General features: G+C 72.8%; 22 protein-coding genes. 8 read left to right on the top strand and 14 right to left on the bottom strand.

Features of this window, described 5'->3' with window-relative positions; translation table 11 throughout:
- Positions 1-49: 49 nt before the first annotated feature.
- Positions 50-532, bottom strand: coding sequence for a VOC family protein (locus AB0P24_RS30395; RefSeq protein WP_365799546.1), 483 nt, complete (start codon positions 530-532; stop codon positions 50-52).
- A gap of 247 nt (positions 533-779) precedes the next feature.
- On the opposite strand from AB0P24_RS30395, the gene AB0P24_RS30390 reads away from it, so the two are divergent.
- Both AB0P24_RS30390 and AB0P24_RS30385 read left to right on the top strand, forming a co-directional pair.
- A complete protein-coding gene (locus AB0P24_RS30390) occupies positions 780-1,592 on the top strand; it encodes a class I SAM-dependent methyltransferase (protein ID WP_365799544.1) in 813 nt (270 codons plus the stop codon).
- A 203-nt stretch (positions 1,593-1,795) separates the two neighbouring features.
- A complete protein-coding gene (locus tag AB0P24_RS30385) occupies positions 1,796-2,683 on the top strand; it encodes an RNA polymerase sigma factor SigF (RefSeq protein ID WP_365799653.1) in 888 nt (295 codons plus the stop codon).
- A 106-nt stretch (positions 2,684-2,789) separates the two neighbouring features.
- Here the strand turns inward: AB0P24_RS30385 and AB0P24_RS30380 are convergent, their stop codons facing one another.
- The gene (locus AB0P24_RS30380) at positions 2,790-3,242 is read right to left on the bottom strand and encodes an ATP-binding protein (protein WP_365799542.1); all 453 of its coding nucleotides are present in this window, start codon (positions 3,240-3,242) and stop codon (positions 2,790-2,792) included.
- A 117-nt stretch (positions 3,243-3,359) separates the two neighbouring features.
- Positions 3,360-4,691, bottom strand: a complete 1,332-nt coding sequence (locus AB0P24_RS30375) for a DUF6777 domain-containing protein (RefSeq protein WP_365799540.1) — start codon at positions 4,689-4,691, stop codon at positions 3,360-3,362.
- 156 nt (positions 4,692-4,847) lie between these two features.
- On the opposite strand from AB0P24_RS30375, the gene AB0P24_RS30370 reads away from it, so the two are divergent.
- The gene (locus AB0P24_RS30370; protein ID WP_365799538.1) at positions 4,848-6,137 is read left to right on the top strand and encodes a streptophobe family protein; all 1,290 of its coding nucleotides are present in this window, start codon (positions 4,848-4,850) and stop codon (positions 6,135-6,137) included.
- A 100-nt stretch (positions 6,138-6,237) separates the two neighbouring features.
- Here the strand turns inward: AB0P24_RS30370 and AB0P24_RS30365 are convergent, their stop codons facing one another.
- The 3 genes from AB0P24_RS30365 to AB0P24_RS30355 all read right to left on the bottom strand — a co-directional run bounded on the left by AB0P24_RS30365 (position 6,238) and on the right by AB0P24_RS30355 (position 9,613).
- Positions 6,238-6,786, bottom strand: a complete 549-nt coding sequence (locus AB0P24_RS30365; RefSeq protein ID WP_365799536.1) for a hypothetical protein — start codon at positions 6,784-6,786, stop codon at positions 6,238-6,240.
- Positions 6,787-6,793: 7 nt separating this feature from the next.
- Complete coding sequence (locus tag AB0P24_RS30360; RefSeq protein ID WP_365799534.1) at positions 6,794-9,133, bottom strand: FHA domain-containing protein; 2,340 nt, start codon at positions 9,131-9,133, stop codon at positions 6,794-6,796.
- A gap of 69 nt (positions 9,134-9,202) precedes the next feature.
- Complete coding sequence (locus AB0P24_RS30355; RefSeq protein WP_365799530.1) at positions 9,203-9,613, bottom strand: hypothetical protein; 411 nt, start codon at positions 9,611-9,613, stop codon at positions 9,203-9,205.
- A 310-nt stretch (positions 9,614-9,923) separates the two neighbouring features.
- Between AB0P24_RS30355 and AB0P24_RS30350 the strand changes: the two genes are divergently transcribed.
- Positions 9,924-10,307 (top strand): nuclear transport factor 2 family protein, encoded by a 384-nt coding sequence (locus AB0P24_RS30350; RefSeq protein ID WP_365799529.1) that lies wholly within the window; start codon positions 9,924-9,926, stop codon positions 10,305-10,307.
- A 419-nt stretch (positions 10,308-10,726) separates the two neighbouring features.
- On the opposite strand, the gene mgrA is transcribed toward AB0P24_RS30350, so the two are convergent.
- Positions 10,727-11,719: an L-glyceraldehyde 3-phosphate reductase gene (mgrA, locus tag AB0P24_RS30345; protein ID WP_365799527.1), complete on the bottom strand. Its 993-nt coding sequence runs from the start codon at positions 11,717-11,719 to the stop codon at positions 10,727-10,729.
- A gap of 111 nt (positions 11,720-11,830) precedes the next feature.
- Between mgrA and AB0P24_RS30340 the strand changes: the two genes are divergently transcribed.
- On the top strand, positions 11,831-12,745 hold the full coding sequence (locus tag AB0P24_RS30340; protein WP_365799525.1) for a LysR substrate-binding domain-containing protein: 915 nt from the start codon (positions 11,831-11,833) through the stop codon (positions 12,743-12,745).
- Positions 12,746-12,963: 218 nt separating this feature from the next.
- On the top strand, positions 12,964-13,479 hold the full coding sequence (locus AB0P24_RS30335; RefSeq protein WP_365799523.1) for a DinB family protein: 516 nt from the start codon (positions 12,964-12,966) through the stop codon (positions 13,477-13,479).
- On the opposite strand, the gene AB0P24_RS30330 is transcribed toward AB0P24_RS30335, so the two are convergent.
- From AB0P24_RS30330 to AB0P24_RS30315, 4 genes are all read right to left on the bottom strand, one after another.
- Positions 13,461-14,531: an adenosine deaminase gene (locus tag AB0P24_RS30330; RefSeq protein ID WP_365799521.1), complete on the bottom strand. Its 1,071-nt coding sequence runs from the start codon at positions 14,529-14,531 to the stop codon at positions 13,461-13,463. The two genes, AB0P24_RS30335 and AB0P24_RS30330, sit on opposite strands and share 19 nt — an antisense overlap.
- Positions 14,532-14,570: 39 nt before the next feature.
- Complete coding sequence (locus AB0P24_RS30325; RefSeq protein WP_365799519.1) at positions 14,571-14,963, bottom strand: VOC family protein; 393 nt, start codon at positions 14,961-14,963, stop codon at positions 14,571-14,573.
- Positions 14,964-15,166: 203 nt separating this feature from the next.
- Positions 15,167-16,093 (bottom strand): M48 family metalloprotease, encoded by a 927-nt coding sequence (locus AB0P24_RS30320; RefSeq protein WP_365799517.1) that lies wholly within the window; start codon positions 16,091-16,093, stop codon positions 15,167-15,169.
- On the bottom strand, positions 16,090-16,473 hold the full coding sequence (locus tag AB0P24_RS30315) for a BlaI/MecI/CopY family transcriptional regulator (protein ID WP_365799515.1): 384 nt from the start codon (positions 16,471-16,473) through the stop codon (positions 16,090-16,092). The genes AB0P24_RS30320 and AB0P24_RS30315 overlap by 4 nt, the downstream gene beginning before the upstream one ends.
- A gap of 252 nt (positions 16,474-16,725) precedes the next feature.
- On the opposite strand from AB0P24_RS30315, the gene AB0P24_RS30310 reads away from it, so the two are divergent.
- Positions 16,726-17,136, top strand: coding sequence for a pyridoxamine 5'-phosphate oxidase (locus AB0P24_RS30310; RefSeq protein WP_365799513.1), 411 nt, complete (start codon positions 16,726-16,728; stop codon positions 17,134-17,136).
- 9 nt (positions 17,137-17,145) lie between these two features.
- Here AB0P24_RS30310 and AB0P24_RS30305 read toward each other — a convergent pair whose 3' ends face one another.
- From AB0P24_RS30305 to AB0P24_RS30295, 3 genes are all read right to left on the bottom strand, one after another.
- A complete protein-coding gene (locus AB0P24_RS30305) occupies positions 17,146-18,051 on the bottom strand; it encodes an aldo/keto reductase (RefSeq protein WP_365799511.1) in 906 nt (301 codons plus the stop codon).
- A gap of 160 nt (positions 18,052-18,211) precedes the next feature.
- Positions 18,212-19,405: an RNA polymerase sigma factor gene (locus AB0P24_RS30300; RefSeq protein WP_365799509.1), complete on the bottom strand. Its 1,194-nt coding sequence runs from the start codon at positions 19,403-19,405 to the stop codon at positions 18,212-18,214.
- Positions 19,405-19,755: a YciI family protein gene (locus AB0P24_RS30295; protein ID WP_365799507.1), complete on the bottom strand. Its 351-nt coding sequence runs from the start codon at positions 19,753-19,755 to the stop codon at positions 19,405-19,407. Before AB0P24_RS30295 ends, AB0P24_RS30300 begins: the two co-directional genes overlap by 1 nt.
- A 303-nt stretch (positions 19,756-20,058) precedes the next feature.
- Here AB0P24_RS30295 and purU point away from each other — a divergent pair, with 303 nt between their 5' ends.
- Positions 20,059-20,931, top strand: coding sequence for a formyltetrahydrofolate deformylase (gene purU, locus AB0P24_RS30290; RefSeq protein WP_365799505.1), 873 nt, complete (start codon positions 20,059-20,061; stop codon positions 20,929-20,931).
- Positions 20,932-20,995 lie beyond the last annotated feature (64 nt).

Here is a 20,995-nt window from a genome sequence, read left to right as displayed (position 1 = left end):
GAGGGGCTGTGCCCGGGCCGGGGTGCACCGCCCCTCGTCCGTGTGCGGGTCACTCGCCCGCGTAGGCCTTCTTCAGTGCGGCGATGTCCAGCTTGCCCATGGAGTACATGGCCTGCGTGGTGCGCGTGGCCTTCTCCGGGTCGGCGTCGCCGATCATCTCGATCAGCCCGTCCGGGATGACCTGCCAGGACACGCCGTACCTGTCCTTGAGCCAGCCGCAGGGTCCGGGCTCGCCGCCGTTCTCGGTGAGCTTGTTCCAGTAATAGTCGACCTCCTCCTGGCCGTCGCAGTAGATCTGGAAGGAGATCGCCTCGCTGAACTTGAACTGCGGGCCGCCGTTGATGGCGACGAACTTCTGCCCGTTGGCCGTGAAGTCGACGGCGAGCACGGAGCCCGCCTCTCCCGGCCCGGCCTCGTTGTACCGGCCGACGCGCCCGATGCTGGAGTTCTTGAAGACCGACACGTAGTAGTGGGCGGCCTCCTCGGCCTGTCCGTCGAACCAGAGACACGTGGTGAAACCCTCGGTGGCCATGGGCACCTCCTGGGAGCGGGGAACGCGGTCATGTGTACCGACCGGTGCTCGCCAGGAAACTCATCGGTCGGACCACAACGGACCCGCGGACAACCGACCACCGCTTCCAGCATCCCCACCATGACCTCTCCGTGTTCCCGGCCGAACCCCGGCGTCCGCTGCGGCACAAGGCGGAGCGGGGCGCTGCCGGCCGCGGGGCCCGCGAAAAGCGCTGGCCCCGCGGGCGGGGCGTCGGCATCCTGCCTGCGTGGACGCACGGGAATTCAGGGTGGACGACCCGACGCTGCGGGACATCTTCGATCAGGACGCCGAACGGTACGAGCGGGCCCGGCCCCGCTACCCCGCCTCGCTCATCGAGGAGCTGGTCCAGGTCACGGGGGCCGGGCCCGGTGTCCGGGTGCTGGAGATCGCCCTGGGCACCGGCAAGCTCACCGTGGATCTGGCGGGATCCGGCTGTTCGATCACCGCCGTGGAGATCGGCCCGGGCATGGCCGCCGTGGCCCGCCGGCAACTCGCGGCGTACCCCGGGGTGGACGTGGTGGTCGCCGCCTTCGAAGAGTGGCGGCTGCCGCCGGAGCCGTTCGACGCGGTGGTGTGCGCGACCGCCTTCCACTGGCTCGACCCCGCCCTGCGGATGCCGAAGGCGGCCCGGGCGCTGCGCCCCGGCGGGCTGCTGGGGGTCGTGGCCACCCACCACGTGGCGGGCGGCACCGAGGACTTCTTCGCCGAGGTCCAGGAGTGCTATGAGCGCTGGGATCCGGCCACCCCGCCGGGGCTGCGGCAGACCCGCGAGTCGGACCTCGCGACCGACACCACCGAGTTCACCGGCTCCCCGCACTTCACCGACGTCGCCGTCCACGGACACGCGCAGGAGATCACGTACACCACCGACCAGTACCTCGACGTACTGCTCACCTACTCCAACCACCGCGCGCTCCCGGAGACCGCCCGGAACGGGCTGCTCGGCTGCGTGCGGGAACTGATCGACTCCCGGTACGACGGTGTCGTCACCAAACGGTACTGGCACGAGCTGATCACGGCCGTGCGCGTCGGAGGGTAGCCACCTGGTCCACGGACGGCACCGGCTCTTTTCCGCCACGTCGGGAAACGGGACGCATGCGTCGCGTCACCCCGGGTACCCGGGCTTCGAGGCACGCATGAGACGTCCGGTTCGGGGTACCCGGGCCTGGGCGATACCTGGACAGGGCCGGGGTGCCCCCGGCCGAAGAGGCAGCGCCTAACGTGAGTGACCTGGGAGAGGACATGAACACCGCCGGGATCCGGTCGGAAGCAGTGAACACCGCTCACCCCGTCGAAGCGTGGACGCCGGAGGGGGCACTGCCAGGAATCGAGGACCCGAGGACCGTCGCCCCGCGTGACGCACGCGAGCTGTCCCGTCAGTTCTTCCAGCGGCTTGGTGAGCTGGAGGAAGGCACAGCCGAGTACCAGTACGCCCGGAACACGCTCATCGAGATGAACATGTCGCTGGTGCGGTTCGCGGCGGGACGGTTCCGCAACCGGGGCGACGACATGGAGGACATCGTCCAGACCGGGATGATCGGCCTGATCAAGGCCATCGACCGGTTCGAGCTGTCGCGCGAGGTCGAGTTCACCTCCTTCGCACTGCCGTACATCGTGGGCGAGATCAAGCGGTTCTTCCGTGACACCACGTGGGCGGTGCACGTACCGCGCCGCCTCCAGGAGCTGCGCGTGGAGCTGGCCAAGGCGCGCGAGGAGCTCTCCAGCCGCCTGGACCGGGACCCGACGGTCGCCGAACTCGCCACGCTCATGAACCTGTCCGAGGAGGAGGTGGTCGAGGGCCAGCTGGCCTCCAACGGCTACAACTCCTCCTCCCTGGACGCCGCGCTGACCGGGGAGGGCCCGGAGGACGGCGAGGCGGTGCTGGCCGACTTCATCGGGGTCGAGGAGGAGGGTCTGCGGCTCGTGGAGGACTTCCAGTCGCTGGCCCCGCTCATGGCCGAGCTGAGCGAACGCGACCGGGAGATCATCCACCTCCGGTTCGTGGAGGAGGCCACCCAGGCGGAGATCGGCGAGCGGCTCGGCTGCTCCCAGATGCATGTCTCCCGCCTGATCAAGCGGATCATCACACGGCTGCGTCAGGGGATGCTGGGCGAGCTCGGCTGCGCCTGACGGCAGGGTCACGGGCGCTGCCCCGCACCGGCGCGTGGGGCGGCGCCCGTGGTGACCCGGTGACCCGAGGGGCAGTTCAGGGAGGGGCAGTTCACGGAGGGGCGGCTCACCGGGGGAAGCGCACCAGGGCGCGCACCCGCTTGCCGACCGGCACCCGTTCGGCGCTCACCTCGGCGGCCAGGGCGTGGACTATCTCCAGTCCGTGCCGGCCGACCCGCTGGGGGTCCCTGGGGAAGCGCCGGGGCAGGGCGACGCTGCTGTCGTACACGGACACCAGGACCGCGCTGTCCGTGCCCTCCAGTTCGAGGATGTACGGGCCGTTGCTGTGCCGGTCGGCGTTGGTGACCAGCTCGCTCACCACGAGGAGCAGCTCGCCGTCGGCCCGCGGGTCGATCGCGGCACACCACTCGGTCCTGAGCTGCTCCAGGAAGCGGGCCGCGAAGTCCCGCGCCTCGGCGATGCAGCCGGGCTCGCCGGTGTAGTGCGCCGCTCGTCGCAGCGGCTCCACAGGTACGTCGAAGCCAGTCGGTATCACTGCCCCGCCCAGGTGTTCGATCATGCGTTTCTCTCCAGGAGGCCGGCCCCGGCCGGTCGGTTGCATCCATGCTCGTACCCCGAGTGCGGTCCGGCAGTCCCCAGGAGTGTTCGCCGACCGCGCACACAAACGTCGCGTCGGTCACACCGCCGGCGAGCCGGGGGCGGCCGGGCTGGGCGGTGCCTGCTGGGCCGAGGACGCAACGGGCGCGGAGGACGCCGCGGGCGCGGAGGACACCGCGGACTCGGGGCCGGCCGACGGCGCCGAGGGCGGTCGGGCGGACGACGGCGGCGCGGGGGCCGGCCCCCGCGACTGCGGGGGCTGCGACGCCGGAGATTCGTTCTTCGGGGACTCCGTGCGGGGGGACCCGCTCTCGTTCTCCGGGGGCGCCGACGAGGGCGGCGCGGAGGACTGCGGCTCGGCCGAGGGCGGCTTCGAGGCCGGCGACTGCGCGGACGGGGTGTTCGAGGACGGTGAGTTCGACGGGGGCGACTCGGAGCCGTTCCCGGAGCCGGGCGGCGTCGACGGGCCGGAGGAGGCGGGCGGGTGCAGCGGGTTCGGATCGGCCGGGGGCCGCACCGGGCGGTCGTGCCGGCCGGTGTGGTCGCCCCGCCGGCGGCCGAACCAGTCGTCGTGCTCGCGGTCGAAGACGACGAAGACCTTGATGACCTGTGCGGCGGGTGCGACGACGACCACGTTCGAGGGCCGGTAGCCGGGCCAGGCGGCACCGGTGGTCCTCGGTGTGGTCTGCTGTGCGACCGGCGGGGCCAGCGGGTTTCCGCAGGCGCACCGCAGCCGGGGCACACCGTGCCCGTCGACCAGGACGGCGGTGCCCGCCTGGAGGACGGACTGGTAGGTGGTCGTCCTGCCGTCGCGGTAGCCGTGGGCGGTGACCCGGGTGTCCGCGCGCAGCTGAACGGGGGTGAGGGAGCGCAGATAGGCGGGGACGCCGGACGGCTGGACGCCGGCCTGTGAGGCGAACGCCCGGTTGCGGTCGGGCGCGCCCTGGAAGTACCTGATCTGCTGCTCGACGTCGCAGCTGGCGCTGTTCTTCGTGCCGCTGTAGAGGCCGGGCGCGCCGCCGTCGACCCCGCGCACCTCGTTCGCGGGCGCCGTCGACGCGGCCGGGGCCGCGGACAGCGGCGCGGCCGCGCTGTTCTTGGCGGTGGACTCGGTGAACGGGTCCTGGCCGGAGCTGTTGGCGGCCTGGAGGAAGACCTCGGCGTGTCTGCCCGAGCTGCCGCCCGAACGGGTGAAAACCAGGGCCAGGGCCGCGGCGACCAGCACGGCGGTGGTGAGCGTCGCGATCCGCGGCACCGACCTCCACCACGGCTGGTGCGGCTCTCCGCCCTGGCCGTCGCCGCCTGCCGGCGGCCGCGAGGGGGGTCCGGCGGGTGGTGGCCCGGAGGCCCCGGACAAGGGGCCCGCCGGGGGTCCTGTGGGGCGGCCGGACGACGGCGGTTCGACGCTCACGCGCTCATCTCCCCGGTGCGGTAAACGACAAGCACAGAAAAATGCTTCATTCGGGGCACATCCAGCCCAATGTGCGCCGGGCCGGTAGCGTCCGCAAGCCGACGCGGACGGCCCACCCGGCGGGCGGGGTGTGCGGGTGTTGCCTAGCGTGACAGCGTGCGCCCCCACATCGCCTCCGAGCGGCCGGCGGCCGCGCCGGCCGGCCGGCCGTCGGCCCGGCACGGCTGGCCGGCGGCCCTGGCCGTGGTGCTGGCCACGTCGGTCGCCATGCTGGTGGTGGCCGCCGCGGGGCTGTGGGCGGCGGGCGCGGCGGACCTGCCGAACGGCGCGTTCCGGCCGGTGGTCCTGGCGACCGTGGTGACGGCTGTCGGCGGCACCGTCGAGTTGTCGGGGAACGCCGGTGAACTGGCCCGGACGAACGCCGGGCTGACGGTCGTACCGCTGTCGGTGACGCTGGTCGGGGCGCTGGTGGCGGCCGGGGGCTTCCTGCGGCCGCTGCGGCACCGGGCGGTGGCCGGGGCCGGGGAGCTGGCCGGGTGGGCGGCCCGGATCGCGGTGCTGTGGCTGCTCGCGTCGATCGGCCTCGCGTCCGGGGCCCGGCACACTTTCGCGGTGGACGTCGGCAACGGCGTGCTCGGTGATCTCACCGGCGCGCTCGACGCAGCGCCGCGGGCCGGCTTCACGACGGACGTGCCGCGGACGGCCGGGTTCGGGCTGCTGTGGCTGGCGGGCATGCTGCTGCTGGCGCTGCTGGTGTCGCGCGGGGCGCCGCTGCCGGGGCGGCTGCTGCGCTTCCAGGCCTCGGTGCGCCCGGCGGCCTACGCGATGGTCGCCCTCGTGCTGGCGTACGTCGTGCTCGCCCTGGTGATCGCCCTGGTCACGATGGTGACCCGCGGGCATGCCAGGCAGACCCTCGCGGTGATCCTGCTCGGGCTGCCCAACCTGGCCTGGCTGGCCCTCACGCTCGGGCTCGGCGCCACCTGGAAGGGCAGGGTCGACGGCCCGTTCGGGCTGCCGGTGCCGAAGGTGCTCACCGAGGTGCTGGGTACTCCGGACATGGCGACCCTGAACCTGCGCACCATCACCGCCCACGACGGCCGCTGGTGGTGGCTGGCGTGGGCGGCGGCGGTGCTGCTGGCGGCGGCCGCGTTCCTGATGGCGGCCCGCTCCCCGGCCCGGATCCGCGCCTGGCAGCACGCCCTGCATCTGGCGGTCGCCCTCGCGCTGACGATGCTGACGCTGTGCCTGGCCGGCCGGATCGCCGCCCACTACGGCCTCGCTCTGCTCGGCATCGGCGATCTGGGCGGCAACCTGTCCGGCGAACTGCGGCTGGAGCCCGTGCTGTGGTCGGCGGTCGGCCTGGGGGTGCTGTGGGGCCTGGTCGCGGGGTTCCTGGGCGCGCTGCTGGCCCGCCCGGTGCACCGGCGGGGCGAGGTGGCGGCCTGAGAACCGGCGGCCACGCCGCCGCGGCCGAGCCGGGTCCCGGTCAGGTGGCCGGTGACCGCCTTTCCGGCCGGTTCGGCGAGCGGATCCGCGCCGCCGGACATCAGCGGTCCCCGTCGGTGGCGACCACCCGGGTCGGATCGTGACCCGGGCCGTGACCGCCCGGCTCCGCGCGGTCGGTGACGTAGGTGGACATCCGCCGCCCGTCGCCGTACAGCCAGCGGCCCCGGGCCGGGTCGTAGAGCCACATCGACTCCCCGTCGACCACCACGCCGATGCGCAGCCCGTGAGTACGACCGCGGAAGGCCTCCCCGTCGAGGCCGCCGGCGGCCAGTTCCTCGACGGCGGCCCGGTAGCCGGTGAGCGCCTCGGCGGCGCGGGCCAGCAGCGGGCGCGGGTCGGTGGCCTCGCCGGGCGGACCGCCGGTGACGGGCGGGTCGTGGGGCACGGCGACGAGGTAGCGGCCGTCGACCCAGGCGGACCAGCCGTTGGCGCAGCTGACGTGCGCCCAGTCGCCGAGGCGTTCCACGAGTTGCACCGGCAGCAGCGCGTCGAGCGGCACGGTGGGCCGGGTCGGGTCGGGGGCCTCCCAGGCGGCCATGCCGTCGGCGGGGACGACATGGGTGGGCCGGAATCCTGGCCTCGTGGTCATCGGTCGCCTACTTCCGCATCACGGCGGGTTCGTGCCGGCGCAGCAGCCGGGAGAGGACCCAGCCGAAGACGGCCGACAGCACCACCAGCATGATCATGTCGCGCAGCCACACGCCCGCCGAGTGCCGGAAGAGGGGGTCGGCGGTGAGGGGGCCGGGCACGATCCGGTGCAGTTCGACGGTGCCGGCCATGGCGCCGAGCGCCCAGCGCGAGGGCACCAGCCAGGCGACCTGTTCGAGGCCCGGGACGCCGTTCAGTTTCAGCAGGGTTCCGCAGAAGACGACCTGGACGACGGTGAGCAGCACCAGCAGCGGCATCGTCACCTCCTCCTTGCGGACCAGCGCGGAGATCAGCAGGCCGAGCATCATCGCGGTGAAGGAGAGCACGGCCACGGCGACGGTGATCTCCAGCAGGGGCGGCATCAGCACCCCCCGCCCGCCGGGCGCGTTGAGGCCGACGCCGGCCAGGCCCACCTGGGTGAGCACGATCGCCTGGAGCACGGTGATGGTGCCGAGGACGACGGCCTTCGACATCACGTACGCCGATCTGGACAGGCCGACGGCTCTCTCGCGCTGGTAGATGACGCGTTCCTTGACCAGTTCGCGCACCGCGTTGGCCATCCCGGCCAGCACTCCCCCGACGCACAGGAGGAGCAGCACGTCGGTCGCGGTGTCGGCGGTGAGCTTGTGGCCGGCGACGGCCCGGACCATCGCGCCCATCACGAAGGGCAGCCCGATCATGATGGCGAGGAAGGTGCGGTCGGCGGCCAGCGCGGCCGTGTAGCGGCGCACCAGGGTCGAGAACTGGGCGCCCCAGCTGCGGGGTCTGGGCGGCGGGGCCGTGGCCACCGGCCCGGAGCGCGGCACGACCGGCTGCGCGCTGGAGTTCACGATGTACTTCCGGTGGAGGGACGAGGCGCGGTACTCCCCCGCCCAGTCCCGGCCGGTGTCCCCTTCGAACGCCTCGAAGGCCTCGGGCCACTCGTCGAACCCGAAGAAGCCGAGGGCGTCGCCGGGCGGCCCGAAGTAGGCGGTCCGGCCGCCCGGCGCGAGGACCAGGAGCCGGTCGCACACGTCGAGGCTGAGAACGCTGTGGGTGACGACGATGACGGTACGGCCGTCGTCGGCGAGCCCGCGCAGCATGTTCATCACCGAGCGGTCCATCCCGGGGTCGAGTCCGGAGGTCGGCTCGTCGAGGAAGAGCAGGGACGGTTTGGTCAGCAGTTCCAGGGCGACACTGACCCGCTTGCGCTGGCCGCCGGAGAGGCTGTGCACGGGCTGTTCGGCGCGCTGTTCGAGGCCCAGTTCCCGGATGACCTCGTCGACCCGCCGTCGGCGCTCGGCCTTCGCGGTGTCCTCGGGGAAGCGCAGTTCGGCGGCGTAGGTGAGGGCGCTGCGGACGGTCAGCTGGACGTGCAGGATGTCGTCCTGCGGGACCAGGCCGATGCGCTGACGCAGTTCGGCGTAGTCGCGGTAGAGGTCGCGGCCGTCGTAGAGGACGGTGCCGTGCTCGGCGGGGCGCTGGCCGGTGAGCGCGTTGAGCAGGGTGGACTTGCCGGCGCCGCTCGGTCCGACCACGGCGAGCAGGCACTTCTCGCCTACCGGGAAGGAGACGTGGTCGAGCAGGATCTTGCGGCCGTGGTCGACGGCGACGGTGAGGCCCTGGACGTCGAGGGAGACCTCGCCGGTGTCGACGTACTCCTGGAGCCGGCCGTCGACCAGGCAGAACGCAAAGTGGCCGATGCCGACGACGTCCCGCGGGCCGAGCAGGGCGCGGGTGACGGCGCGGCCGTTGAGGTAGGTGCCGTTGTGGCTTTCGAGGTCGACGATCTCGTGGCCGCCGTCGGGGTGGGCGCGCAGTTCGGCGTGGTGGCGGGAGACGATCAGGTCGTCGACGACGACGTCGTTGTCGGCGGCGCGGCCGATGCGGACCGTGCGGGCCGGGAGCGGCCGTACCGAGGAGGGCTGCCGGAAGGTGCCGGTGCGGCTGGGCATGGAGACGACGGAGGGCCGGTCCGCGGCGCGCGGCGGGCGGCCGCTCAGGACGGCGGACGGCCCGTCGGCGGGGCTGCCGAAGCGGATCACCGTGCCCGGTCCGACCTCCCCTTCCCGGATGCGGCGGCCGTCGGCGTAGGTGCCGTTGGTGCTCTGCTCGTCCTCCAGCGTCCAGTGGCCCTCGACGGGCCGCAGCACCGCGTGGTGCCACGAGACCCGGGCATCGTCGATGACGATGTCGCTCAACGGGTCCCGCCCGACGCGGTAGTCACGGCCCGGGCTCATCACCGTGGATCCCGTGTCGGTCTCCAGGACGAGTTCGGGCGCGGTCGAGGCGACCGGCCGCTCCACCATGGCCAGAATTCTACCGATCTGCCCCGTTGTATGCCTGGCCAGGGCCGTCCGGGCGGTGGCTATCGCGGATCAGGCGACGGGGACGACGAGAGCCGGGATGGTGCGCTGCATCCGGAGGGCGTCGATGGACTCGGCGAGCAGTTCGTACTCGGTGGTGTCGTCCTGGACCGCGATCCGCACCAGCCGCCCGTCGGCCAGTTCGTCGGCGACCAGTTCCTGCCGGGCCACGTCGGCACACCAGGCGCGGAGCAGTCCGGGCACGTCGGAGACGGACCCCGCGACCGGGACGAGCGCCCCCTGCGGGAATCTGGGGTTCTCGGGTAAGGGGTCGAGCCGTTCCGCGATCCAGGAGGCCCGGTCCCGTAACCACCACAGCGCCAGTGCCAGGGTCGGCGCACGGTAGGTGCCGAGCGGGACGCCGATGCGTTGCCCGCCGCACATGCCGTAGGCCGTGACATGGCACAGGAATTCGTCGTGCACGATCACTCCCCCGTAGCTCGCCGGTGTGCCGTCGCGGCCGGGTTTCCGTGCGGCTCCTGTGCGGTGAAGTGCTCCTGACATTCGAGTATGTTCACTTTCGAAACACTGTCACCACATCTTTCCGGCCAGTCTCCTGGCATATTCCCGTCTCTGTTTGGCCGAAATGCGCGAGCTGTCCCGGCCGGCCTTCATTACCCGAGGGGTAATCGACCCGTCACGCGGACCGGGGCATGGTTGTCCAGGCGGGTCGCCGCAAGCCGCGATCCGCCTCCTGACCAGCAATGACAACCTCAATGGAGGCTGATTCGCCATGTCCGTGAACACCGACCGTCACCAGACCGCCGCCGCCCGCTACTTCGAGGCCTGGAACGCCACCGAGCCCGAGGCGCTCGGCAAGGCCGTCGCCGAGGCCTGGGCCCCGGAGGGCAGCTACACCGACCCGCTCGCCGATGTCACCGGACACGCGCAGATCGCGGCCGTGATCGCGGCGGCGCACGAGCAGTTCCCCGGTTTCGTGTTCCGTCCGCTCGGGGCCGTCGACGGCCACCACGACACGGCTCGCTTCGGCTGGGAGCTGGTGAACGAGGCGGACGGTTCGGCTCCGGTGGCCGGTTTTGACGTGGTGACGCTCGGTGAGGACGGCCGGATCCTCCGGGTACTGGGCTTCCTGGACCGGGTTCCGGCCGGGGCGTGAACCGCCGCCCGCGATGAGTTCGCGCGCTCGCGGCGGTCTCCCCGACGAGAGAGACCACCGCGAGCGGAGGACCGGCATGCGTACGACCCCGCGGCCGGACGCGGGGGTTCACCGCCGTGCTGCGCCGCACCCCCCGCCGACGGCGGCCGGACCGGCGCGGTCCGGCCCGGGTCCGCCGCGCTCTTCGGCACCCGGGGCCTCGCCAGGATCCGCGGGACGGCCGACGGGGCCCCTTCCGGAGTTCGCCCTGGGCGACGGCGGGCACGAGCTTCCCGTGCGGGCCGGCGCGTCCGCGGGGCGGCCCGGAAGGGTGAGGGGGACACGGTGTGCGCCCGCCTCACCGGACGCGTCACCGGTTGACGGGCACGCCGGTCACCGGCCTGGCGACCGCACCGGTCACCGGTTGACGACCGCGCCGGTCACCGGTTGACGATCGCGTCGATCCGGGCCAGTTCCTCCGCGTCGAAGTCGAGGTTCCGAGTGGCGCCGACGCAGTCCTCGACCTGCTGCGGGCTGCTCGCGCCGATCAGCGCCGAGGTCACCCGGCCGCCGCGCAGCACCCAGGACAGGGCGAGCTGGGCCAGGGTCTGGCCGCGCTCCTTGGCGACCTCGTCGAGGTCGCGCAACTGGGCGACCAGGTCCTCGGTGACCGCGTCCGAGTTCAGGAACGGGCTGTCGCTCGCGGCCCGCGAGCCCTCGGGGATGCCGTCGAGGTAGCGGCCGGTGAGCAGGCCCTGCTCCAGCGGGGAGAAGACGATGGAGCCGACCTGGAGCTCGTCGAGGGCGTCCAGGAGGCCCTCGGTCTCCGGGCGCCGGTCCAGCATCGAGTAGCGCGGCTGGTGGATGAGGAGCGGGGTGCCCAGCTCGCCCAGGATCCGGGCGGCCTCGCGGGTCTGCTCCGCCGAGTAGTTGGAGATGCCGACGTAGAGCGCCTTGCCCTGCTGGACCGCCGAGTGCAGGGCGCCCATCGTCTCCTCCAGCGGAGTCTGCGGGTCCGGGCGGTGCGAGTAGAAGATGTCGACGTAGTCCAGGCCCATCCGGGTCAGGGACTGGTCCAGCGAGGACAGCACGTACTTGCGCGAACCCCACTCGCCGTACGGGCCGGGCCACATCAGGTAGCCCGCCTTCGTGGAGATGACCAACTCGTCGCGGTAGCCCGCGAAGTCCGCCTTGAGTGCCTCCCCGAACGCGGACTCGGCGGCGCCGGGCGGCGGACCGTAGTTGTTCGCCAGGTCGAAGTGGGTGACGCCGAGGTCGAAGGCGCGGCGCAGGATGGCGCGCTGGGTCGTCACGGGCCGGTCGGGCCCGAAGTTGTGCCACAGGCCGAGCGACAGCGCGGGGAGCTTCAGGCCGCTGCGGCCGCTGCGGCGGTAGGGCATGTCGGCGTAGCGGTCGGGGTGTGCGGTGTACAACGCGACTCCAGAGGGGTTGGCACAGGATCCACCGGTTCCACTCTTTCCCGAGCCGCGGGCAGTGGTCCAACAGGAGAATCCGATGGAATTGTGCGGCTAGTCTTCTCAATCATGGAACTGCGCCACCTCCAGCATTTCGTCGCCGTCGCCGAGGACCAGCACTTCACCCGGGCCGCCGAACGGCTGATGGTGTCCCAGTCCGGTCTGTCGGCGTCGATCCGGGCCCTGGAGCGGGAGCTGCGGGCGCCGCTGTTCGTGCGGACGACCCGCAGGGTGACGCTGACCGAGGCGGGCCGGGCGCTGCTCGGCGAGGCGGAGCGGATCCTCGCCCAGGTGCGCTCCGCGCACGAGGCGGTGGCCGCCGTGCAGGGCGTGCTGCGCGGGACACTCGCCCTGGGCACCGAGCAGTGCATCGCCGGGGTGCACGTGGCGGGGCTGCTCGCCGCGTTCCGGCGCCGGCACCCCGATGTGGAGATCCGGCTGCGGCAGGCCGGTTCTGGCGCGCTCGCCGAGGAGGTGGCGGCGGGCCGCCTGGACCTGGCCTTCGCCTACCGCACCCAGGACGACACCGACCAGCTGCGCTCGGTGTCCCTCACCGGCGAGCCGATGACCGTGCTGTGCCATCCCAGCCACCGGCTGGCGACGGGCGGCGCGGCCGTGACCCCGCAGGACCTCGGCGGCGAGGTGTTCGTCGACTTCCACCCCGACTGGGGGCCGCGCCGCACGACCGACGCGGCCTTCGCCTCGGCGGGCGTGCGGCGGACGGTCGCGCTGGAGGTCAACGACGTGCACAGCCTCCTCGACCTGGTCGACGAGAACCTCGGCGTCGCCGTCGTCCCCCGCCACTTCCGTCACAAGCGGCCCGCGCTGGCCGCGCTCGCGCTCAAGGACACGGACGAGAGCGCGTACGAGACGGTCGCCCTGCTGCCGCCCGAGACGGCCACCAGCCCGGCGGCCCGGGCACTGATCACCCTCCTCGAAACAGGGGGCCTGGCAACACCCCCCGACGGGCCCTGCCCCTCCTGACCCCGCGGCCCCCTGCCGGCCCGGACTCGTGAACGAAGCCGCCGGTCTGCTGGTCCTCGCCGCGCGGGACTTCGCGGGCGAGCCACCCGGCCCGGGTGTGCCTGCCGGCCCGGGTGTGCCTGCCGGGCCGGGTGTGCCTGCCGGGCCGGGTGGCGCCGGGATTTCACGGAAGTTGGATTCGGGACGCATGGCGACCGCCGATGAGCGATCGTGGTCGCATGCATGCAAGGGACATCCTCATCGACGGCTTCGGCCGCATCCAGGAAGAAGTCCACGCCGCCCTCGACGGCCTCGACCCCGACCTGCTCAACAGGCGCCCGGCGCCCGACGCCAACTCCATCACCTGGCTGGTCTGGCACCTCACCCGGATCCAGGACGACCACGTCGCCGCCGCCTTCGACCTCGACCAGGTGTGGCTGACCCAGGGCTGGGAGAAGCGTTTCGGCCTCGACCTGCCGCCCCGTGACCACGGGTACGGCCATACGCCCGCCGACGTCGCCAAGGTCACGGTGGACTCCGCCGGGCTGCTGACCGGCTACTACGACGCGGTGCACGAACAGACCCTGGGGGTGCTGCGCGAGCTTCCCGCGAAGGACCTCGAACGGATCGTGGACACCCGCTTCGATCCGCCGGTCACGCTGGGCGTACGGCTGGTGAGCGTCCTGTCCGACGACCTTCAGCACGTCGGACAGGCCGCCTATCTGCGGGGGCTGGTTCAGAGCGCGGAGGCGTAGCCCGGCAGCACGACGTCCTCGATGAGGGCCCTGCGCTCGTCGAACGGGATGAACGCGCTCTTCAGGGCGTTCACCGTGACCGTGCGCAGGTCCTCGACGGTCCAGCCCGCCTCGGCCACGAGGAGGGACATCTCCCGGGTCATCGTCGTCCCCGAGACCAGCCGGTTGTCGGTGTTGAGGGTGATCCGGAACCCCAGCTCCCGCAGCGCGGTGATCGGGTGCTCGGCGATCGAGGTGGCGCAACCGGTCTGGAGGTTGGAGGTGGGGCACATCTCCAGGGCGATCCGGCGGTCGCGCACCCAGCTCGCGAGGCGGCCGAGCTTGCCGTCCACGATGTCCTCGGTGATGCGGACGCCGTGCCCGATGCGCTGGGCGCCGCACGCCGTGACCGCCTGGTGGATGCTGGGCAGGCCGAACGCCTCACCGGCGTGGATGGTGAACGGCACGCTCTCGCCGCGCAGCAGCTCGAAGGCTTCGAGGTGGTCGGCGGCCGGGAAGCCGTCCTCGGCACCGGCGATGTCGAAGCCGACGACCCCGGCGTCCCGGTAGGCGACGGCCAGCTCGGCGGCCTCGCGGACCCGGTCGAACATCCGCATGCCGCAGAGCAGGGTGCCGACGCGCACGGGCGTGCCGGCGGCGGCGGCCTTCGCCATACCGGCGGCGAGCCCCTCCTGCACACTCTCCACGACCTCGTGCAGTGTGAGGCCGCCCTTCACGTTCAGCTCGGGCGCGTAGCGCACCTCGCCGTACACCACCCCGTCGGCGGCCAGGTCGAGGACGTACTCCTCGGCGACACGCCGCAGCCCCTCCTTGGTCTGCATCACCGCGAGGGTGTGCTCGAAGGTGGCTATGTAGCGGACCAGGTCGCCGGAGTCGGCGGCCTCGACATACCAGGCGGCCAGCTCGTCCGGGTCGCCGGTGGGCAGGGTGTGACCGATCTCGGCCGCGAGCTCGACGAGGGTGGCGGGGCGCAGGCCGCCGTCGAGGTGGTCGTGCAGGACGGCCTTGGGGAGGCGTCGGATCACGTCTGCGTCTACGCGCGTAGCAGTCATGGTGGAGCTGTCCTCGGCAGGTGGTTCGGAGCGGTCGGGTCAGGCGGCGGGCTGGAGCAGGTCCCAGCGGTTTCCGTAGAGGTCCTGGAAGACGGCGACACTGCCGTACGGCTCGTGGCGCGGCTCCTCCAGGAAGGTCACACCGGCGGCGGTCATCCGGGCGTGCTCGCGGGCGAAGTCGTCGGTGTGCAGGAAGAACCCGACGCGGCCGCCCGTCTGGTCGCCGACCCGGGCGCGCTGGTCCTCGTCCTTGGCACGGGCGAGCAGCAGCCCGGTGCCGTGTCCTTCCGCGCCGGGCTCCACGACGACCCAGCGGGAGCCGTCGGGCCGCGGCGTGTCCTCGACCAGCCGGAACCCGAGGGCCTCGGTGTAGAAGCGGATCGCCTCGTCGTAGTCGCCGACGACAAGGGTGACCAGGGCGACGCGTCGCATGGGGGCCTTTCGGTGGGGCGGTTAGCGGGAGAGGTTATACGTAAAACGCGGGGGATGCCAATCCCTTCTCCGCGAGGGCACCTCCTTGGCAGGCGTCTGCCGCAGCGCCCCGTCAGGGGGCGGGGCTGTTTCGACAAACGGTGTGCCGCCGCCCGGGCGCGACCAGCCTCAACGGACCAGCGCCTGCCGGACGGCGCCCGGAACTACCGCTCCGCTTCCCCCTGCGCGACCTCCACCCGATGATGGAAGTCGATCATCCCGGTCGCGGAGGCGACACACGACAACCCGGCGCACGCCACCAACAGCGCCGCGGCCCACCCCCCGGCCCGCCGCCCACGCTCCACCGCCAGCAGCGCCTGCACCCGCCGCGGCACCGGCCCGGACGCCGCGCCCGACACGAACGCCGGCCGCTCGGCGGCCCCGCCCTGTCCCGCCAGCGCCGCCCGGGCGATGGCACGGGCCGTCAGCCGCCGGTCCCCCACCGCGCTCGCCGCGGCCTCGTCGGCGGCCCGCTCCACGGCCAGCCGGACGACGTCCCGGACCCGCCGCAGCGCCGGGTGGCAGTGCGCCGCGAGCTCTGCCGCGGCGAGGAAGAAGTGGTGGCCGCCCCTGTTGTGCGCCCGTTCGTGCGCGAACAGCGCCTCCCGCTCGGCCGCGTCGAGACTGCGCAGCATTCCGGTGGTGACGACGATCCGGTGCGGGCGTCCGGGCAGCGCGTACGCGTCCGGGCACGGCGAGTCGACGACGCACAGGTCACCCGCGGCCGGCCCGCGCCCCGCCTGCGTGCGGGCCGCACGGAAGGCGCGCGTCTGCCGGAGCACCGACCGCGCGAGGGACCAGACGCACACCGCGAGAGCGCCGACCGAGAGGGCCGCGAGCGGCAGCACGAAACCGTCGGAGGCGGTGTGCAGGGGCCGGACCAGCTCACCGAGCGCGGCGAAGAACGGCAGTGTGAGCAGCCCGGTGAGGAAGAACGCGCCGAGCGCGGCCAGGGAACAGCCCGCGAGGGTGACGGCCGAGGCGGTGACCGCCCAGAGCGCGGCGACGGGCGCCAGCCGGTCGAGGGCCCGCCGGGCGAGCGCCGGCAGGGCGAACGGCAGCAGCAGGGGCAGGATCAGCAGCGCGGTCATGACGTACCCGGTTGCTCGCCGGATTCGAGCAGGGTCCTGAGAACGCGCTCGTCGTCGGGGCTGAGCTGGGCGACGAAGCGGGCGAGCACGGTCTCCCGGTCGTTGTCCCGGTCGAGTTCGGTGTGCATCCGCTTCGCGGTCAGGCCCTGCGCGTCCTGGACGGGGACGTAGGCGTAGCCGCGCCCCTGGCGGTGCCGTTCGACCACGCCCTTGTCGTGCAGCCGGGTCAGGATCGTGGTCACGGTCGTGCGGGCCAGGTCCGTGCCGAGGCTCCGCTGCACCTGTCCGGGGGTCTGGGGCGCACCGGCGGCCCAGAGAGCCGCCATGACGCTCGCCTCCAGTTCGCCGGCGGGCCGGCGTTCGTCCTTCCCGTCGGCCATGGAAGGTTCCTCACCCTTCTTCGTCCTCGGTCCGCGGACCGTCCACGGCAGTGTAGTCAGCCCGGCGGCGGCCGCCGGGCGTGCGCCCATTATGCGAGGGGCCGCCGCCGGCCGGCCGGGGAATCCTCCCGCTGGGCGCGCGGTACCGGAGACCTGGGACGCGGGCCCGAGGCGCGGCACGGGTCCGGCCGGCAGGTTCGCCGCCATGAAGATCACGAGCCCGGCCCGTTCCCCGGGCGGCGCAAGCACGACGTGCTCTCCCGTCCGGAACGGGAGACGGACATCTGGGTGGCCACGGCGGACGGCGCCGGGCTGCCGTGTCTCGTCCCGCTCCGGTTCGTCTGGCACGCGGACGCGGGGTGGCTGTCCACCCGGATCACCAGTCCGACCGGCCGCAATCCGCGCGACGGCGGCCGGGCCCGGCCCGCGCTCGGCGACACGGGGGACGTCGTGCTGCTCGACGGGGAGGTGACCGTCTTCTCCCCGGCGGACGTGCCGGAGCCGGCGGCCGAGGCGCTGCGGGCGAAGACCGGCTGGGACCCGCGCGGGGACAGCCCGTCGTACGCCTTCTTCCGGATCCGGCCGTACGCGGTGCAGGCCTGGCACGGGGAACACGAGCTGCGCGGCCGGCACGTGATGCGGGACGGGGTGTGGGCGGTCTGAGCCGGAGCGTCAACCGGCGCTGGTGCGCAGGGCGTCGAGCCGGGCCAGCTCGTCCTCGGTGAGCCGGATGGCGCCGGCCGCCACGTTCTCGGCCAGGTGGTCCGGGTTGCCGGTGCCGGGGATGGCGAGGACGTGCGGGCCCTGGTGCAGGGTCCAGGCGAGGCGGATCTGGGCGGCGGTGGCGTCGTGGGCGCGAGCGACGGCGAGAACCTCCTCGTCATGGTGGTCAGTAGCGCCGAGCGCCCCGCCGTCGCCCGCGACGGCGAAGAACGGTACGAAGGCGATGCCCCGTTCGCCGCAGACGCGGACCAGTTCGCCGGTGGCCGGGTCCGTCGAGTCGAGTCCCCAGCGGTTCTGTACGCACACCACGGGGGCGATGGCCAGCGCCTCGTCGAGATGGCGCACCTCGACGTCGGAGACGCCGAGATGCCGGATCAGCCCGGCCTCACGCAGTTCGGCGAGGGCGCCGAAGTGCTCGGCTATCGAATCCTGGCGCATCCGGCGGAGGTTGACGACGTCGAGATGGTCGCGGCCGAGCTGGCGCAGGTTCTCCTCGACGTGCCCGCGCAGCTGGTCGGGCCGGGCGGAGGTCGCCCACTCCCCCGAGTAGTCGCGGTAGGGGCCGACCTTGGTGACGATGACGAGGTCGTCGGGGTACGGAGACAGGGCGGTGTTGATGAGTTCGTTGGCCGAGCGCAGGGCGGAGAAGTAGAAGGCGGCCGTGTCGATGTGGTTCACGCCGAGTTCCAGGGCCTTGCGCAGGACGGCGATCGAGCGGTCGCGGTCGCTCGGGGTGCCGTGGTGGAAGGCGGCGCTGCCGGTCAGCCGCATCGCGCCGAAGCCGAGGCGGTGGACGGGCAGGTCGCCGAGTTCCCAGGTACCGAAGGCGTCCGCGGTGATCGTTTCGGAGGTCATCGACGGAGTCTGGCACACGGACCTGACGAGGGTCGGCGGAAGCAGGAGGCGGCCGCGGTGGGGGGTGTGAGGCGCACCCAGACCGACTTGGTCTGTACCGGTCAAGGGGGTAGGTCAGTCACCTCGGCCCGGTCCGGTGACCGACCTGGCTCACGCCTGATCAGCCGGTGAGTTCGGCCCGTCGCCGGGTCAGGTGGGCCCGTTCGGGCAGGCTGTCGGTGAGCGCGATGGCGGCGCCGTACTCCGCCACCGCCTCGGCGTCCCGGCCCAGCCGGCGCAGCAGGTCGGCGCGGACGGCGTGCAGCACGTGGTATCCGGGCAGGTCGAGCGCGTCGACCAGGTCCAGCGCCGCGGCCGGCCCCGCGACCTCGGCGACCGCGACCGCCCGGTTCAGCGCGACGACCGGGCTCGCGGCGACGGCCATGAGCTGGTCGTACAGTCGCAGGATCTGCCCCCAGTCGGTGGCCTCGGCGGTGGGCGCGTCGCTGTGTACGGCGTTGATCGCGGCCTGGATCTGGTAGGGCCCGGGCCGGTTGCGGCGCAGGCACCGCCGGACGAGATCCTGCCCCTGCGCGATCAGCTCCCGGTCCCAGAGCCCGCGGTCCTGCTCGGGCAGCGGCACCAACTCGCCCCCGGCCGGCTCCCGGGCGGGCCTGCGGGCCTCGACGAGCAGCATCAGCGCGAGCAGCCCGGCGGCCTCGGGCTCGTCCGGCATCAGCTCGTACAGCAGCCGCCCCAGGCGCACGGCTTCGGCGCACAGCGCCGGATCGCGGCCGTAGCCCTCGTTGAAGACGAGGTAGACGACCGCCAGCACGCCGTTCAGCCGGTCGGGGAGGTCGGCGTCCTTCGGCACCCGGTAGGGGATCCCCGCGTCGCGGATCTTCGCCTTGGCGCGCACCAGGCGCTGGGCCAGGGTGGGTTCGGGGACCAGGAAGGCGCGGGCGATCCGGGCCGTGCTGAGCCCGCCGAGCAGGCGCAGGGTCAGAGCGACCCGGGACTGCAGGGCCAGCGCGGGGTGACAGCAGGTGAAGATCAGCCGGAGCCGTTCGTCGCGCACTGGGCCCTCCTCGGCCGGTGGGTCGGGCGCGTACAGCCGGGCGGCCTCGGCATGCCGGGCGTCCCGGGAGGACTCTCGGCGCAGCCGGTCGAGCGCCCGGTTGCGCGCGGTGGTGATGATCCAGCCGGCCGGGCTCGGCGGCACACCGGTGCCGGGCCACCTGTCGAGCGCGGTGGCGAAGGCGTCCTGGACCGCTTCCTCGGCGAGGTCGATGTCGCCGAGGAAGCGGACGAGGACCGAGACCGCGCGCCCGTACTCGGCGCGGAAGACGGCCTCGACATCGGCGGCGTCCGCCATCAGGGCTGGTCCACGAAGGGCCGTACCTCGATGGGGAGGGTGGTGGCGAGAGCGGCCTTGCGTCCCCACTCCAGGGCGGCGTCGAGGTCCTCGGCGCGGATCAGGCAGAGCCCGCCCAGGTACTCCTTGCCCTCGGCGAAGGGCCCGTCGGTGATCAGTACGTCGCCGCCCTCGGGCCGCAGCATCGTGGCTGTCTCCGGCCCGTGCAGCCCGCCCGCGAAGACCCAGGCGCCGGCCGCGCGCAGCTCGTCGTTGAACGCCTCGACGTCGCGCATGATCGCGGCGAGCGCGTCGGGCGGGGGCGGGGTGGCGCCGGCGGGCTGGACCACGCTGAGCAGGTAGTGCTTCATGATGTTCTCCTCGGTCGTCGTGAGGCGGCGGGTGTTCTCGCCTTCTACACGAACGACAGTCCCCCGGTTCGACACCGCACGCCGGGAAGCCGGAAGAATCTTCCGCATGACCGTCGCCGCGCATCCGCTCGCCGAGCGGCGGGATCGACGGGATCGACGACGGGATCGACGGGGAAACGTGTTGCGTATCGCACACAGTGGTGCACCAAATAGAACGCACCCCCTTGACCCGCCGACCACCTCGCCTGGACCATGTTGCGTATCACTCATATCGTTGCGCGATGCGCATCCTGGGAGGGTGTCATGTCTCCTCGACCGAAGCCCGGCCACGAGTTCGTCCTCACCCTTTCGTGCCCCGACCGGGCCGGTCTGGTCCACGCCGTCACCGGCTTCCTGGTCGGCCACCGCGGCAACATCCTGGAGAGCCAGCAGTTCGACGACCGGTTGCAGGACCGCTTCTTCATGCGGGTGCACTTCGAGGTCCCGGACGGCGCCGTCTCGCTGGAGGAGCTGCGCACCGGTTTCGTCCCGGTGGCCGAAGAGCACCGGATCACCTGGCGGCTGAACGACGCCTCGACCCCGACCCGCACCCTGATCATGGTGTCGAAGTTCGGCCACTGCCTCAACGACCTGCTCTTCCGCAGGTCCACGGGCGCGCTCAACATCGAGATCCCGGCGATCGTCTCCAACCACCGCGACTTCGAGCCGCTGGCCCGCACCTACGGCATCCCTTTCCACCACATCCCGGTGACAGCCGACACCAAGGCGGAGGCGGAGGCCCGGCTGCTGCGTCTCGTCGGCGAGCTGGACGTCGACCTGGTGGTGCTCGCCCGGTACATGCAGATCCTCTCCGACGACCTGTGCAAGCGGCTCGACGGCCGGGCCATCAACATCCACCACTCCTTCCTGCCGAGCTTCAAGGGAGCCCGGCCGTACGTCCAGGCGCACCACCGCGGCGTCAAGCTGGTCGGCGCCACCGCGCACTATGTGACGCCCGATCTGGACGAGGGCCCGATCATCGAGCAGGACGTCGTCCGGGTGAGCCACTCGCACGCCCCGGACGAGCTGGTCGCGCTCGGCCGTGACGTGGAGGCCCAGGTGCTGGCCCGCGCCGTGCGGTGGCACAGCGAGAGCCGGGTGCTGGTCAACGGCCGCTGCACGGTCGTCTTCCGCTGACGGCCGGCGGCCCGGACGGCGAATCGCGAACGGCGGGCCGGCACCCACTCGGGGTGCCGGCCCG

Origin of the sequence: Streptomyces sp. NPDC086519 (assembly GCF_040686075.1) — a bacterium.
Lineage (GTDB): Bacteria > Actinomycetota > Actinomycetes > Streptomycetales > Streptomycetaceae > Streptomyces > Streptomyces shenzhenensis.
This window is presented reverse-complemented; position numbering and strand designations above follow the sequence as displayed.